The 14,923-nt window shown below is 67.8% G+C and carries 16 protein-coding genes; 6 read left to right on the plus strand and 10 right to left on the minus strand.

Annotated elements, in window-relative coordinates:
- Positions 1-122: 122 nt before the first annotated feature.
- On the minus strand, positions 123-1,016 hold the full coding sequence (locus AK36_RS29955; RefSeq protein WP_011880648.1) for a LysR family transcriptional regulator: 894 nt from the start codon (positions 1,014-1,016) through the stop codon (positions 123-125).
- Positions 1,017-1,144: 128 nt separating this feature from the next.
- Between AK36_RS29955 and AK36_RS29960 the strand changes: the two genes are divergently transcribed.
- Positions 1,145-1,870, plus strand: coding sequence for a pirin family protein (locus AK36_RS29960; RefSeq protein WP_045579897.1), 726 nt, complete (start codon positions 1,145-1,147; stop codon positions 1,868-1,870).
- Positions 1,871-1,932: 62 nt separating this feature from the next.
- Positions 1,933-2,535, plus strand: coding sequence for an NAD(P)H:quinone oxidoreductase (gene wrbA, locus AK36_RS29965; RefSeq protein WP_011880650.1), 603 nt, complete (start codon positions 1,933-1,935; stop codon positions 2,533-2,535).
- A 475-nt stretch (positions 2,536-3,010) separates the two neighbouring features.
- Here wrbA and AK36_RS29970 read toward each other — a convergent pair whose 3' ends face one another.
- The 6 genes from AK36_RS29970 to AK36_RS29995 all read right to left on the minus strand — a co-directional run bounded on the left by AK36_RS29970 (position 3,011) and on the right by AK36_RS29995 (position 7,319).
- The gene (locus AK36_RS29970) at positions 3,011-3,340 is read right to left on the minus strand and encodes a hypothetical protein (RefSeq protein ID WP_045579898.1); all 330 of its coding nucleotides are present in this window, start codon (positions 3,338-3,340) and stop codon (positions 3,011-3,013) included.
- A gap of 287 nt (positions 3,341-3,627) precedes the next feature.
- Positions 3,628-4,362: an LrgB family protein gene (locus AK36_RS29975; protein ID WP_011880654.1), complete on the minus strand. Its 735-nt coding sequence runs from the start codon at positions 4,360-4,362 to the stop codon at positions 3,628-3,630.
- Positions 4,359-4,730, minus strand: coding sequence for a CidA/LrgA family protein (locus AK36_RS29980; RefSeq protein ID WP_045579899.1), 372 nt, complete (start codon positions 4,728-4,730; stop codon positions 4,359-4,361). Before AK36_RS29980 ends, AK36_RS29975 begins: the two co-directional genes overlap by 4 nt.
- Positions 4,731-5,005: 275 nt before the next feature.
- Positions 5,006-6,040, minus strand: coding sequence for an alpha/beta hydrolase (locus AK36_RS29985; protein WP_034194417.1), 1,035 nt, complete (start codon positions 6,038-6,040; stop codon positions 5,006-5,008).
- A 72-nt stretch (positions 6,041-6,112) separates the two neighbouring features.
- The gene (locus AK36_RS29990; protein ID WP_011880657.1) at positions 6,113-6,538 is read right to left on the minus strand and encodes an organic hydroperoxide resistance protein; all 426 of its coding nucleotides are present in this window, start codon (positions 6,536-6,538) and stop codon (positions 6,113-6,115) included.
- Positions 6,539-6,752: 214 nt separating this feature from the next.
- Positions 6,753-7,319, minus strand: coding sequence for a TetR/AcrR family transcriptional regulator (locus AK36_RS29995; protein ID WP_011880658.1), 567 nt, complete (start codon positions 7,317-7,319; stop codon positions 6,753-6,755).
- A gap of 201 nt (positions 7,320-7,520) precedes the next feature.
- On the opposite strand from AK36_RS29995, the gene AK36_RS30000 reads away from it, so the two are divergent.
- Positions 7,521-9,374 (plus strand): ABC transporter ATP-binding protein, encoded by a 1,854-nt coding sequence (locus AK36_RS30000; protein ID WP_011880659.1) that lies wholly within the window; start codon positions 7,521-7,523, stop codon positions 9,372-9,374.
- 58 nt (positions 9,375-9,432) lie between these two features.
- Here the strand turns inward: AK36_RS30000 and AK36_RS30005 are convergent, their stop codons facing one another.
- The 3 genes from AK36_RS30005 to AK36_RS30015 form a co-directional block, all read right to left on the minus strand.
- Positions 9,433-9,891 carry a hypothetical protein gene (locus tag AK36_RS30005; RefSeq protein ID WP_034194430.1) on the minus strand — a complete coding sequence of 153 codons (459 nt, stop codon included), beginning with the start codon at positions 9,889-9,891 and terminating at the stop codon, positions 9,433-9,435.
- 76 nt (positions 9,892-9,967) lie between these two features.
- Positions 9,968-10,627 (minus strand): hypothetical protein, encoded by a 660-nt coding sequence (locus tag AK36_RS30010; protein WP_011880661.1) that lies wholly within the window; start codon positions 10,625-10,627, stop codon positions 9,968-9,970.
- A 151-nt stretch (positions 10,628-10,778) separates the two neighbouring features.
- On the minus strand, positions 10,779-11,738 hold the full coding sequence (locus AK36_RS30015) for a LysR substrate-binding domain-containing protein (RefSeq protein WP_045579900.1): 960 nt from the start codon (positions 11,736-11,738) through the stop codon (positions 10,779-10,781).
- A gap of 57 nt (positions 11,739-11,795) precedes the next feature.
- Between AK36_RS30015 and AK36_RS30020 the strand changes: the two genes are divergently transcribed.
- The 3 genes from AK36_RS30020 (at position 11,796) to AK36_RS30030 (ending at position 14,840) form a co-directional block, all read left to right on the plus strand.
- A complete protein-coding gene (locus AK36_RS30020; protein ID WP_045579901.1) occupies positions 11,796-12,710 on the plus strand; it encodes a DMT family transporter in 915 nt (304 codons plus the stop codon).
- 586 nt (positions 12,711-13,296) lie between these two features.
- Positions 13,297-14,451 (plus strand): branched-chain amino acid ABC transporter substrate-binding protein, encoded by a 1,155-nt coding sequence (locus AK36_RS30025; protein WP_011880662.1) that lies wholly within the window; start codon positions 13,297-13,299, stop codon positions 14,449-14,451.
- A gap of 86 nt (positions 14,452-14,537) precedes the next feature.
- A complete protein-coding gene (locus AK36_RS30030) occupies positions 14,538-14,840 on the plus strand; it encodes a hypothetical protein (RefSeq protein ID WP_014726284.1) in 303 nt (100 codons plus the stop codon).
- Positions 14,841-14,923: the final 83 nt, after the last annotated feature.

A 14,923-nucleotide genomic window follows, 5' to 3' on the forward strand; every position in this document is an offset into this window, starting at 1 on the left:
CTGGAGCGCGGGACCGCTGAAACGCCGGCCCGCCGAGTTCGGGGAAAGGCGCGCGACACACGATGCGACGTGCGCAACGCGGGCCCCAGCGTAACGCGAACCGGCCGCGCCATCCAGCTGCGCTATGCAGCCGATACCGCGTGTCCGAGCCGCTCGGCGAGAAACCCGATGAACGTGCGCAGCGTCACGAAGCCTTCCCGATGCTGCGGGAACACCGCGTTCAGCGTGAGCGGCGCCGGCGCATACGCATCGAGCACCGGCACCAGCGCGCCGCCGTCGAGCGCGGCGCCGACGATGAACTCCGGCAGCAGCGCGATGCCGAGCCCGGCGGTCGCCGCATCGCGCACGACCTCGCCGTTGTTCGCGACGAGCGGGCCTTGCACGTCGAACGTGCGCGCCACGCCGTCGACCCGGAATTCCCAGCCGACGCGCCGCTCGCGCCCGTACATCAGGCACGTATGGCCGGCCAGCTCCGCGGGCGACGCGGGCGTGCCCTGCCGCTCCAGATAGGCGGGGCTCGCGCACGCGATCATTTTCCATGCGCCCAACGGACGCGCGATCAGCGTCGAATCCTCGAGCGCACCGATCCGCAGCACGAGGTCGAAACCTTCGCCGATCAGGTCGACGCGCCGGTCGGTCAGGTCGAGGTTCAGCCGCACGGCCGGATGCGCGCGCAGGAATTCGGCGATCAGCGGCGACACATGCGTGATGCCAAACGACAGCGGCGCGCTGATCTTCAGCGACCCGTGCAGCTCGGTGCTGCGCACCGACATCGCCTGCTCGGCGTCGGCGACTTCCGCCAGGATCCGCTGCGCGCGCGCGTAGAACTCGTGACCCGACTCCGTCACCGCGAGATTGCGCGTATTGCGATGCAGGAGCCGCACACCGAGCGACGCTTCGAGCGCCATCGTGCGCCGGCTCACGAACTGCTTCGACAACATCAATTGGTCGGCCGCGGCCGTGAAGCTGCCCGCGTCGACCGTCGCGACGAAGATTCTCAGATCGTTGAGTTCCATATTGTCCACTCCAAGGTGACAGTCATTATCTTCACGGCCATTTATTTGTCAATTCGATTGACCTAAGATTCATCTCAACGAACGGCCGGCCCCACTTCCGAGGGCCGGCGACACCAAGGACACGCATCATGATCGAGACTCGTGCAGCAAACCAACGTGGCCGTGCCGAGCATGGCTGGCTCAGCTCCCGTCATACGTTTTCGTTCGCGAATTACTACGATCCGAAGCAAGTCGGCTTCTCCGACCTGCTGGTGATCAACGACGACCGCGTCGCACCGGGCCGCGGCTTCGGCACCCACCCGCACCGCGACATGGAAATCCTGTCGTACGTGCTCGAAGGCGCGCTGGAGCACAAGGATTCGATGGGCACCGGGTCGGTGATCGTGCCGGGCGACGTGCAGCTGATGAGCGCCGGCACCGGCGTGCGTCACAGCGAGTTCAACCACTCGCCGGAAACGCCCGTGCACTTCCTGCAGATCTGGGTCGGGCCTGCCGAGAAGGGCGCCGAGCCGCGCTATCAGCAGACCAATATCGCGGCAGCGGACAAGCGCGGCAAGCTCACGCCGATCGTGTCGCCCAACGGTGACGCCGGTTCGCTGAAGATCCGGCAGGACACGCGGATCTACGCGGGCCTGTTCGACGGCGACGAGCGCGCGACGCTCGAGTTCGCGCCGGACCGCTATGCGTACGTCCACGTGGCGCGCGGCAGCGTGACGGTCAACGGCGTGACGCTCGGCGAAGGCGACGGCGCGCGCATCCGCGACGAACGGACGCTGACGTTCGCCGACGGTCACGACGCCGAGGTGCTGGTATTCGACCTGCGCCCGGTCGAAGTGACGGCCGACTGGGCATGACGCCCGTTCGGAACATCCGGCCCCGCCGCGCGCGGGGCCTTTTCTAATCGGAGATTCGCAACATGGCCAAGGTACTCGTCCTTTACTACTCGTCCTACGGGCACGTCGAAACGATGGCGCAGCACGTCGCGGAAGGCGCGAAATCGGTGCCCGGCGTCGAGGTCACGCTCAAGCGCGTGCCGGAGACCATTCCCGTCGACCAGGCGAAGGCGATCGGCGTCAAGGTCGACCAGGCCGCGCCGGTGGCTACCGTCGACGAACTCGCGAACTACGATGCGATCATCTTCGGCACGCCGACCCGCTTCGGCAACATGGCCGGCCAGATGCGCACGTTCCTCGACCAGACCGGCGGCCTGTGGATGAAGGGCGCGCTGGTCGGCAAGATCGGCAGCGTGTTCGCGTCGACCGGCACGCAGCACGGCGGCCAGGAAACGACGATCACGTCGTTCCACACGACGCTGCTGCACCACGGGATGGTGATCGTCGGCGTGCCGTACGCCTGCAGCGGGCTCGTCGACATGAAGGAAATCACCGGCGGCACGCCGTACGGCGCCACGACGCTCGCCGGCGCGGACGGCAGCCGCCAGCCGAGCGCGAACGAACTGGACATCGCGCGCTATCAGGGCAAGCACGTCGCGCAATTGGCGGCGAAGCTCGCGGCCTAATGCTGGCGGGGGTGCGGCTGCGTGGCTGCATCGCTGCGTGGCTGCGCCGGCTGTAGCACGCCGTAGCTCGGAACTCGGGGTTTGGGCTCGTCGCTTGGCGCTTGGCGCTTGGCGCTTGGCGCTGGTAGCTCGTAGCTCGTAGCTCGTAGCTCGTAGCTCGTAGCTCGTAGCTCGTAGCTCGTAGCTCGTAGCTCGAGTGTGTAGCTCGCAGCGCGTCACCTGCAGCCCGGCGCCCAGAGGGTGCAACTCGCAGTGTGCCGCTTGCAGCCCGGAGTGCGGAGCTAGTAGCTCGCAGCTCACCGGTCATAGCCCCCGCCCGCCGCGCGTACCGCGTCGCTCGGTAGCCCGTGCCTGTAGCGCCATAGCCCGTAGCCGCGCGCCTCCGTACGCGCCGCCCAAGCCGCATACGCAGCGCATACAAAAACCAACGGCGCCGGTTTCACCGGCGCCGTCTCCTTACCTCGCTCCCCGCCCGTTACTGCCCCGATGCCGGCGCGGCCGGCACGCTCTTCGTCGCGGGCGCCTTCTCCACCGCGTTCTGCGGGTAATTGCTCTGATCGTTGGTCAGCCGGTAGCCGCTGCCCGTGCCGATCGCCTTCAGGTCCTTCGCGTGGCGCGCGCGCGCCGCCTTGCGGGCGGCCTTCTTCTGCGCCTTGTCGAGCTGCTTCTGGGTCTGCGCGGATGCCGAAGCCTGCAGCGGCGCCGACGCCGCATCCTGTGCATATGCGGCCGGCGCGGCGGTCAGCAACAGACCGAACGACGCCGTGATTGCCGCTGCCACCGAAACCACGCGAGACTTCGTCATGGCCGGAACTCCTTGTCGATTGTTGGTTGTGGGTCGAACGCCCGCGTGCGATGCCGGCGCCGATGCAACGTTAGCCGATCGCCGGAAAAATGTCCGTGCGAGTTTCTGAATTCTCCTGATAACGGCCGCGATACGTCGGCGGCCCGCACATTGTCCATGCCGGCCCGAGGCGCTTGCCGCCGCGCCGCCGATTCGCACCGCGTCGCACGACACGCCGCATCGCGGCCTGGCCGCCGTGCGCGCAAACCTCGCGAAAGCCGCAGCCGGCGAGCCGCCGCCGCCCAGCCTCAAATCCATCGCGACAACACCGGCAGCAGGATCGGCACGATGAACGCGGTGAGCACGCCGTTCAGCCCCATGCCGAGTCCCGCGAACGCGCCGGTTTCCTCGCCGATCTGAAACGCGCGCGCGGTGCCGATCCCGTGCGACGCGACGCCCAGCGCGAAGCCGCGCACGGCCGGCTCGTCGATGCGCAGCACGTTCAGGATCGCGCGCGCGCACACCGCACCGAAGATGCCGGTCGAAATCACCAGCACGGCGGTGAGCGACGGAATTCCGCCGATCTGCTGCGCGACCGCCATCGCGATCGGCGTGGTCGCGGATTTCGGCGCGAGCGATGCAATCGTCTGATGCGACGCGCCGAACAACGCCGCAACGCCCACCGCGGAAACGATCGCGGTCAACGAGCCGGCCAGCAGCCCGACGAGCAGCGGCAGCGCGGCGCGCCGCAGCTTCGACCACTGGCGATACAGCGGCAGCGCGAGCGCGACGGTCGCCGGGCCGAGCAGGAAATGGACGAACTGCGCGCCCTCGAAATACGTCGGATACGGCGTATGCGTGACGGTCAACAGCCCGACAATCAGCGCGACGGCGATCAGCACCGGATTCGCGAGCGGGTTGAAGCGCGAGCGCGCATAGACGGCCTGCGCGATCAGGTAGGCGATCAGCGTGATGGTGAGGCCGAGCAGCGGCGTGGCGGCGAGATAGACCCAGATCGCGCCGAGTTTCGGGAAGGCCGTCATCGTGCCTCCCCCGCCGTGCCAGACGCGGGCCGCTGGCGCCGCAGCAACGCGCGCGTGACGAGCGCCGTGACGGCGATCGCGAGCGTCGTGCTCACCGCGAGCGCGACGACGACCGCGAGCGCATCGCCGCGCACGCGGGAAGCCGACACCATGATGCCGACGCCGGCCGGCACGAACAGCAGCGACAGATGGCGCAGCAGTTCGAACGCGCTCGGCTCGATCGCGTCGGCCACCTGCGGGCGCAGCATCACGAAGCCGAACAGCAGCAGCATGCCGATCACCGGGCCGGGCACCGGTATGCCGAACAGATAGGACACGCCTTCCCCGAGGCACTGGAAGGTCAACAAGACCGCGAACGCCTGCAGCATCAAACACTTCTCCCGAACGTGGCCGCGCCGGCGTGCCGCCGCGCGCGCGATGGGCCGGCCGCACCCGGCGCCGGCATGAACGATACGCGCGATCGTACCAACAATGAATGCGCCGCGCCCGCGCGCGGGGCCGTCACGCTGCCGGTTCGATCCGCTTCGCGATGCCGCGCCTCGCCGCACGCGTCCCGCCCACGCAAAAAAGCGACGGGCCGAAGCCCGCCGCTGCACCGATCGGCTTAGGCGTGTTCACGCCGGCGCGAATGCCGCTCGCCGCGTTACTTCAGCCGCGCCGCGATTTCGTTGCCCATCGCCTTCATCGCGGCCTTCGTCGGCGCGTCGTTGGCGAGCGCGTTGAGCAGGCCGAAATCGTGGATCGTGCCGTCGTAACGCGTGGTCGTGGCGTCGACGCCCGCTGCGTCGAGCTTGCGGCCGTACGCTTCGCCTTCGTCACGCAGCACGTCGAACTGCGCGACCTGGATCAGCGCCGGCGGCAGGCCCTTCAGCTGCGCGACGCTCGCGCGCAGCGGCGACGCGTAGATCTCGTCGCGTTGCGCTTCGTTCTTCGTGTAGGCGTTCCAGAACCACTTCATCAACGGCCGCGTCAGGAAGTGTCCCTGCGCGTATGCGCCGTACGAGCCGGTGTTGAAGTCGTGATCCGTGACCGGCCACAACAGCCCCTGGAAACGGATCGCCGGGCCGCCCTTGTCCTTCGCCATCAGCGCGACGACCGCCGCCATGTTCCCGCCGACGCTGTTGCCGACCACCGCGAGACGGCTGCCGTCGACGCCGATCTCCGCACCGTGCGCCGCGACCCATTTCGTCGCCGCATACGCCTGGTTGATCGCGACCGGGTAATGCGCTTCCGGCGACGGCGTGTAGTTGACGAACACCGCGACGGCGCCCGATTGCACGACGAGATCGCGCACGAGGCGCTCGTGGGTCGGGAAGTCGCCGAGAATCCAGCCGCCCCCGTGGAAGAACATGAACACCGGCGGCGTGCCGCTCACCTGTTGCGGCCGCACGATCGTGATCGGCACCGACAGCCCGTCCTGCTCGATCGTGCGGGTCGACACGTCGATGCCGGACAGATCGACCTTCACGCCGCTCTGCGCATCGACCAGCACCTGACGCGCCTTCTCGGGGCTCAGTGTCTCGAGGCCCGGCCCCTTCTGGCCGTTCAGCACGGCGAGGAACGCGCTCGTCGCGGTGTCGGGGCGAACGGCTTGCGCGGATGCCGCGGTGGCGGCCGATGCGCCGGACCACGTGGCTGCGACGACGGCGGCGATCAACAGCGGCTTGACGATCTTCATGATGAAACTCCCTGGCTCAATCGGTATGCAACGGATGGACGGTGGACTGCGTGGTAGCGGAATCGGGTGCGATCAGACGAGCGTCAGCGTGACGTCGATGTTGCCGCGCGTCGCGTTCGAGTACGGGCAGACGATGTGCGCGCGATCGATCAACGTTTGTGCGGTTTCGCGGTCGAGGCCCGGCAGCGAAATCTTCAGTTCGACCTCGATGCCGAAGCCGTTCGGGATCGCGCCGATCCCGACGCTGCCCTCGATCGCGGCATCCGCGGGGATCGCGATCTTGTCGCGCGCCGCGACGAACTTCATCGCGCCGATAAAGCACGCGCTGTAGCCGGCCGCGAACAGCTGCTCGGGGTTCGCGCCCGCGCCGCCCGCACCGCCGAGCTCGCGCGGCGTGGTCAGCTTCAGGTCGAGGCCGCTTTCCGGCACGGTCGCACGGCCGTCGCGGCCGCCGGTGGCTTTTGCATGAGCGCGGTAGAGAACTTTTTCGATCGACATGACAGACTCCTTTTCAACGATGAGTGAGTGAACCAACTTGCAAACCGGGGCCGCGCGCCGGCGGTGTCGCCGTCGGCATCGCGTTTGTTTATCTACTCATAGATAGATAAACCAGCCCAAAAAGTGCGGATGTTTCATTCATCCGCTTCAAAAACTATCTACTACAAGATAGACAACCAGCCACAACAAAAAGCGGTGCAAACATGCCCGGCGCTCAAGCCCGGACCTTCCACACCGCCTCTACATCTTCGAGGCGCGCCCGCGTATGAAACAGCCGGCTGGCCAGCACGCTGCCCTGAAACGCCGCGAACAGCGTGCGCGCCGCCGATTCCGGCTTGCCGCTGAACTGCAGCGTGCCTTCGGCCGCGCCCTGGGTCAGCAGCTCGGCGAGCCACTTTTCGTTCGCCTTGAAGAACGCCTGCACCGCTTGCCGCACGTTGTCCGGCAACGATTCGATATCGGCCGCCAGCATGCCGCAGAGGCAGATCCGGTCGCCGTCGCCGAGCGTGCGCCCGAACAGCTTCGTGTACAGGCTCAGCTTCACGTCGGCCGGCAGCGCTGGATCGATCGTCCGGATCGCCGCAAGCACGTCGTCGCTGTAGGCCGCTACCGCTTCCAGCACGAGGTCGTCCTTCGACGGGAAGTAGTAGTGGATGCTCGACGTCTTCACGCCCACCAGATCCGACAGGTCTCGATAGCTGAAGCCGTTGTAACCACGCAGCATCATCAGCGTGATCGCATGATCGAGAATCTGTTCGCGGACGGTCGGTTTCGTTTCCATGGATCGAAATTTATCTACTCATAGATAGAGAGTCAAGCACTTTTTTACGGGCGCGGCGGCGGTGCGGCGCTTCGCTTCCTTACGACCGGCCTGCAGCGTCGGCGAATCGGTGCGACACTCCCTGCCGGACGACGCGGTCGCAACGTATGACGCTCGATCGACGTCGGATCGCGTGGCCGAATCACCGGAGGAAAAAGATCGATGTTTTCGTGGTTTGAACGGCGCCTGCCCACCTTCCCGCTCGACGATCCCGTCACGCCGCCGAAGGGATTCTTCTCGTTCGTCTGGGCGTGCACGAAAGGCGCGCGCGGCTGGCTTCTGCTGATCGCGCTCACGTCGGCCGCGCTCGCCGGCTACGAGGCCGCGTTGTTCGCGATGATGGGGCGCGTGGTCGACTGGCTGTCGTCGGCGACGCCGGCCGACTTCGGCGGCCGCCACTTCGGCACGCTCGTCGGGTTCGCGGCGATCCTCGCGGCCAGCGCGCTGCTGATTGCGCTGCATACGCTCGTCAAGCACCAGGTGCTGGCGATCAACTTCCCGATGCGGCTGCGCTGGCTGTTTCACCGGCTGATGCTCGACCAGAGCCTGTCGTTCTATGCGAACGAGTTCGCCGGCCGCGTGACGACCAAGATCATGCAGACCGCGCTCGCGGTGCGCGATGCGCTGTTCATGTCGGTCGACGTCGTGATCGGGGTCGCGGCTTACCTGATCGGCATCCTCGCGCTCGCGGCCAGCTTCGACTGGCGGCTGATGATCCCGCTCGCGCTGTGGGCGCTCGGCTACGGCGCCGCCTGCGCGTTCTTCGTGCCGCGGCTCGGGCGCGTCGGCAGCGAGCAGGCCGACGCGCGCGCGCTGATGACGGGCCGCATCACCGACGCCTATTCGAACATCACGACCGTAAAGCTGTTCTCGCACACGCGCCGCGAAGCCGATCACGCGCGGCACGCGATGGAGGCGTTCAAGGCGACCGGCGACGCGCAGATGCGTCTCGTCAGCGCGTTCGAGATCGTCAACCATCTGCTGTCGACGCTGCTGCTGGTCGGCTCGACCGGCCTCGCGCTGTATCTGTGGCTGCACGGCGAGGCGAGCGCGGGCGTGGTCGCGGCGGTGGTCGCGATGGCGCTGCGCCTGTCGAGCTATTCGCACTGGATCATGTGGGAGATGACCGAGCTGTTCGAGAACGTCGGCACGATCCAGGACGGCATCAACACGCTGACGAAGGTGCGCAGCGTGCGCGACGCGCCGGACGCGACGGCGCTCACCGTGCCGCGCGGCGAAATCGTGTTCGACAACGTGCGCTTCGCCCACGAAGAACACGACACGCCGGTGTTCGACGGGCTGAACCTGACGATCCGGCCGGGCGAGCGGATCGGTCTGATCGGTCGTTCGGGGGCCGGCAAGTCGACGCTGGTGAACCTGCTGCTGCGCTTCTACGACGTCGACGGCGGCTCGATCCGGATCGACGGGCAGGACATCGCGCACGTGACGCAGGACAGCCTGCGCGCGGCGATCGGGATGGTGACGCAGGATACGTCGCTGCTGCATCGGACGATGCGCGAGAACATTCTGTATGGGCGGCCCGACGCGACCGAGCGCGAGATGCGCGAAGCGGCCGTGCGTGCGGAGGCGGCCGACTTCATCGCGCAGCTGCGCGACCGGCACGGGCGCAGCGGCTACGACGTCGAGGTCGGCGAGCGCGGCGTGAAGTTGTCCGGCGGCCAGCGGCAGCGCGTCGCGATCGCGCGCGTGATGCTCAAGGACGCGCCGATCCTCGTGCTCGACGAAGCGACCAGCGCGCTCGACTCGGAAGTCGAGGTCGCGATCCAGCGCAGCCTCGACAGCCTGATGAGCGGCAAGACGGTGATCGCGATCGCGCACCGGCTGTCGACGATCGCGGCGATGGATCGGCTGATCGTGCTCGATGCGGGGCGCATCGTCGAGGTCGGCACGCACGCCGAGCTGCTGCAGCGCGGCGGCATCTATGCGGCGCTGTGGGCGCATCAGAGTGGTGGGTTCCTCGGCGAAACGGCGGAAGCGCAACGCGAGACGCAGTAATGCGCAGGCGGCGGCGCGGTGGGTGCCGCGTCGCCGCAGCACGCCACCGTGCGCCGTGCTATCGACGACGCAACGCGCAATAAACGCCCGCGGCGCTCGCGCCGAACACCAGATGCGCAACCAGCGTGATCGCGCCGCGCACCTGCGCGAACCACGGAAACACCGCGGTAAACGCGTACAGGTTGACGCCGTAGAGAACGAGCCCGAACACGGCGCCTGCGCACAGTGCGGCGCCGCGCGACAGATTGCGCACCAGCGCCGCGAGCATGGCTGCGTACGCGAGCGACAGCGCGGCGTGTACCAGCGTCGCCACGCCCATGATAGTCGGATCGAAACCCGCGGACGATCGAAGCGCCGTGCGCCCCAACGCGATCGCCGCCGTCAGCCGCGCGTCGCGCAGCAGGTTGCGCAGGGCATCATCGCCGGCAAGCGGCCAGAGCAGCAGTTCGATCACGGTCGAAGCAAGCGCCGCCGCGCATGCCGCGTACAGGATCGGGACGGGACGGAGCCGGTTCACGTGGGCCGCCTGCCATGTATGACGGCTTGCCGCGCGATCCGCGCCGCCGCCGTGCGTGTACATGCGCGTGCGCGGACTACAGAGGACGATCGCAATCGGTCCAGTACGCGAACGGATCGCGATGGCGCGGATAGTGCGAGTCGAGCCATTTCAACAACGTCGCACGTGCGTTGTCGAGATCGGCCTTAGACGACGACGTCGTCAACTCGTGCAGCTCGACGGACTTTTCCCGGTCCATCACGTAGCAGTTCCAGTCAGGGCCGTCGAGATCCGGATCGTCGGAGGCCTTCGACGCCTTGCGCCAGCCCACGCCCTTGCGCGCATCGATGTAGTAGCGTGGATGCACTTTCAGGTAAGACATCTCGCCGCCCTGCAGGCTGCTTTCCGCACGCAGCACGTCGCGTTCGTCGACGATCTGCGTGACTTCGGGCAGCCGGCGCGCGCGCCAGCCGACCGGCAGCGTCGCCGTTGCGCGCACCGCGTCGTACGCGCCCCACGTGAGCCCCCACGCTTGCGCCATGCGCTGCATGAACGCATCCGCGCCCGGATAGCCGCGCAGCTGGATGCGCGTCGACAGCGTGACTTCGACGCGGCCGTCCGCGCCGGTGGCGTCGTCGGCTGCTTCGAACGGGTTGCCCGGGCGCGACGCGCTCGGGCGCGCGTCCGCGGGCGCCAAGCCCGAAAACAGCTGGTCCAGCGCAGCACGCGCCTTCGACGACTTGTCTGGTCTATTCATTACTCGTTCCCTTTACATTCGAGCGGCTCGAACCGCTCGATTTCCGTATTTTCGTCCATCTGTCGAATCCCGCGCTTTTTCCGCGGTCGCATTGTCGGCGATCGGCCGGCCGCGGTCGAGCGGCAACGACGCCGACGCACGCGCGGCTGGCCTATCCGAGCGCCGCGCGCATCCGCTCCATCAGCGCCAGCACTTCGGGGCGCGCCTCGCCCTTTGCATGCACGAAGTGATAGCTGAGCGGCGACTCGACCTCGTGCCTGCTCACGCGCACGAGCGCGCTGCGCTCGAGATACGCGCTAGCAAGCGGCGTGCGCGCCAGCGCCACGCCGAGCCCCGCTTCGGCCGCCGCCAGCACGAGGTTGTAATCCTCGAAGCGGCGGTCCTGCGCGCGCGGCTTGAACGCGATGCCGAGCGCGGCGAACCACGTGCGCCAGCCGGTGACGTCCGAATCGTGCAGCAGCGGCATCTCGAGCAGCGCCGCGTCGCCGCCGCGCCGGCGCAGCGTGGCGAGCTGCGCGGCGAGCCGCGGGTGCGCGACCGGATGCAGCTTCTCCGGCATGAACTCGCGCGTTTCCAGATGACGCCAGTAGCCGCGCCCGTAGCGAATCGACAGATCCGCTTCGCCCGCTGCGATGTCGACGTTGCGCAGCTCGATGCCGAGCTCGATGCGCAACGCCGGCGCCTCGCTCTCGAGCGCCTGCTGCCGCTCGAACAGCCAGAGCTGCGCGAAGGCGGGCACCACGCTCATCCTGACGAGCCGCGGCGCGCGCGGCAAGCGCCACTGATCGGCCGCGCCGTCGATGATCGCGAACGCCTGCTCGATCCGGCCGACGAAGCGCTGGCCGTCCGGCGTCATGCGCACGCCGCGCGCATGACGTTCGAACAACGTCATGCCGAGCCAGTTTTCGACGGCAGCCACGCGCCGGCTGATCGCGCCGTGCGTGACGCCGGACACCTCGGCCGCCGCCAGAAACGAGCCGTGACGCGCGACCGTGCAGACGGTCTCGAGACTCGCGAGCGGCGGTCGCGAGCCCGGCTGCGGCGGCGCACCCGGCTGCGAGCGCGCCGGACGGTCGCCGCAGCGGCGCACCGAGCTGTGAGCCATATTCATATCCGGATGTCGATCTGTGCGCTAGCTTAACATCTCGCGACGCTGCACCATGGCCGCATGAACACGCTCTCCTCCTCCCCCTCCTCCTCTTCGACGCGCGACGCGCGACAGCGGCTCGTCGCGGCCGGCGCGGTGGCGTTCACGATCGTCTCGCGGGCCAGCGCGTTCCCGTTCATCCGCATCGGCCTGCACGGGCTGACGCCGCTGCAGCTCGCCGCCGCGCGCTTCGCCACCGCGGCCGTGCTCGCGCTCGCATGGCTCGCGTGGCGGCGGCCGCCGAAGCCGAGCCGCGGCGACGCATTGCGCTTTCTCGCATGCGGCCTGCTCGGCATCGCGCTCTACAACGCGCTGCTCAACACCGGCGAGCAAACCGTCTCGGCCGGCGCGGCCAGCTTCATCGTCAACACGCTGCCGATCTTCACGGCACTGCTTGCCGCGGTGTTTCTGCATGAACGCTTCAATCGCTGGGGATGGCTCGGCTCGCTGGTCAGCCTCGCCGGCATCGCGGTGATCGCGCATGGTCAGCCGGGCGGCCTCGTGCTCGGCTCCGGCAGCACGCTGATCCTCGGCGCGGCGCTGTGTTCGGCCAGCTATTTCGTGTTGCAGCGGCGGCTGATCCCCGTGTACGGCGCGCTGCCATGCACCGCGTACACGCTGCTGGCCGGCGCGGTGCTGCTTGCGCCATGGTTGCCCGGCGCGCTGGCGGCGCTCGGCGGCGGCGCATCGCACGAGACGGTGTCGGCCGTCCTCGTGCTCGGCATCTTCCCGGCGGCGCTCGGCTATGCGGCGTGGTCGTTCGCACTCGGCCATTTCGGCGCGGCGCGCGCGTCCAGCTTCCTGTATCTGACGCCGGCGGTCGCGACGGCGATGTCGATGATGCTCACCGGCGAACGGCCCGGCATCGGCACCGTGGGCGGCGGCCTGCTGGCGATCGTGGGTGTCGTCGTCGTCGCATTGCGCGGACGCGCGTAGCCGCGCGGCGACGTCGCGCGCGGAGGCCGCGTCGAGTGAGCGGATCACCGCACGCTCCGGAGCCGGCTACGATTGCTGCAAAACCGACGAGCGACTCGGCAAGCAAGCGAAGCGCGCGTCGATTCGCCGGCGCCAGCGGGCTCGACCGTTAGTTGCATCGAATCGGAGGAGGCGTTGCCGCGCCGATGAATCGAAGTGTGCAGACGAATCGACCGAACAGTTGCTGACTGATTGCATCGCACTGTCCATGGCTTCGGAATCCGGCCCGTCGAATAATCAGGGCCATTGACGGCGCGACACGCGCACGCGCCGATCGCGCGACGGCCGTGCGGCCGCATCACATTTGCGCAAGCTCGGACAATTCGCCGAGACGGGCGCAAGCGCGTTCAGATATATTCAGACGAATTGCGTGTCGTCCGATCAAATCGCATGCGCCGCGGCGGCACCACGGCGTACTCGACGATCGGCGACAGGCAAGCCGAACCCATCGCGGGTCGCGGAGACTCGCCCGGCTCGCCGGCCGCCTCACAAGGGCGTGCGCGATCGAACGGGCGGCAACAGCACTATCAATCAACGGAGATGGCAGATGGAACGAAGCACCGTCGGCATGCGCTGCAAACCCCTGGTCACCGTCGCACTGGCAGCCGCCGCATTCGCGGCCGCCTCGAGCGCGATGGCCGACCAGGTCGTGAAGATCGGCAGCGTCGAACCGACAACGGGCGGCATTTCGCACCTGGGCAAGGACAACGAGAACGGCGCACGTCTCGCCGTCGAAGAGATCAATGCGAAGGGCCTGACGATCGGCGGCAAGAAGATCACGCTGCAGCTCGACGCGCAGGACGACGCGGCCGACCCGCGTCAGGCGACGCAGGTTGCGCAGAAGCTGGTCGACGACAAGGTCGTCGCCGTCATCGGCCACCTGAACTCGGGCACGTCGATCCCGGCGTCGAAGATCTACAGCGATGCGGGCATCGTGCAGATCTCGCCGTCGGCCACCAACCCGACCTACACGCAACAGGGCTTCAAGACCACCTATCGCGTGGTCGCGACCGACGCGCAGCAAGGCCCCGCGCTCGCGAGCTACGCGCAGTCGAAGGGCGTGAAGAGCGTCGCGGTGATCGACGATTCGACCGCGTACGGCCAGGGCCTCGCGAACGAATTCGAGAAGAAGGCCAAGGCGCTCGGCCTGAAGGTGCTGTCGCACGACGCGACCAACGACAAGGCCGTCGACTTCCGCGCGATCCTGACGAAGGTGAAGGGCGAGAACCCGGACGCGATCATGTACGGCGGCATGGATGCCACCGGCGGCCCGCTCGCGAAGCAGGCGAAGCAGCTCGGCCTGCGCGCGAAGATCCTGTCCGGCGACGGCGTGTGCACCGACTCGCTGGCGCAGCTGGCCGGCCCGGCGGCCGACAACGTGCTGTGCTCGCAGGCCGGCGCGGCGCTCGAGAAGATGCCGGGCGGCGCGGCGTTCGTCGCGAAGTACGAGAAGCGCTTCAACCAGGGCATCAAGTTCGATGCGCCGTTCGCATACGACGCGGTGTATATCGCCGTCGACGCGATGAAGCGCGCGAACTCGACCGATCCGGCCAAGATCGTCGCCGCGATGCCGTCGACGAAGTATGAAGGCGTGATCGGCACGACGACGTTCGACGCGAAGGGCGACCTGACGCACGGGATCATCTCGATCTACGGCTACAAGGCCGGCAAGAAGACCTTCCTCGATCAGGTGAAGATGTAATTCCCCGCGATGCCGGCGCGACGGGAACGCCACCCGTCGCGCCGGTGCCGCGCGGGCCGGTTCAGGCTTTGCGGAGATGAAGTGACATGTGTGCAATGGCGTATGCGGAATTTCAGCAGGAGTTGAAGAAGGCGCAGCTGACGGCGCGCGAATTCGCGCGGCTGATCCGGATGAACGAAAGCTCCATCACGAACTATTCGAGCAAGGGCACCGTCCCTTCGCACCTCGCGGTCATCGCGACCCTCATCGGCGCGCTCGCGGCGCACGAGATCGATTTCCGGCACGTGATCGGCAAGACGGCGATCGAGCCGAAGCGGCCGCGCGGCGGCGGGGTGTTTCCCGCCGGCGACAAACCGCGCGCGCGGAGGACCGTCAAGGTCGGCTCCTGATGCATCGAATTCACCGGTAGCGGCGTCCTCGTCCGCGCCCATGGAGCGGCCGATCGAACCCGTCAGTCGGCGGCGCCTGCGAC

Source organism: Burkholderia vietnamiensis LMG 10929 (genome assembly GCF_000959445.1).
In the GTDB taxonomy this organism is placed as follows: domain Bacteria; phylum Pseudomonadota; class Gammaproteobacteria; order Burkholderiales; family Burkholderiaceae; genus Burkholderia; species Burkholderia vietnamiensis.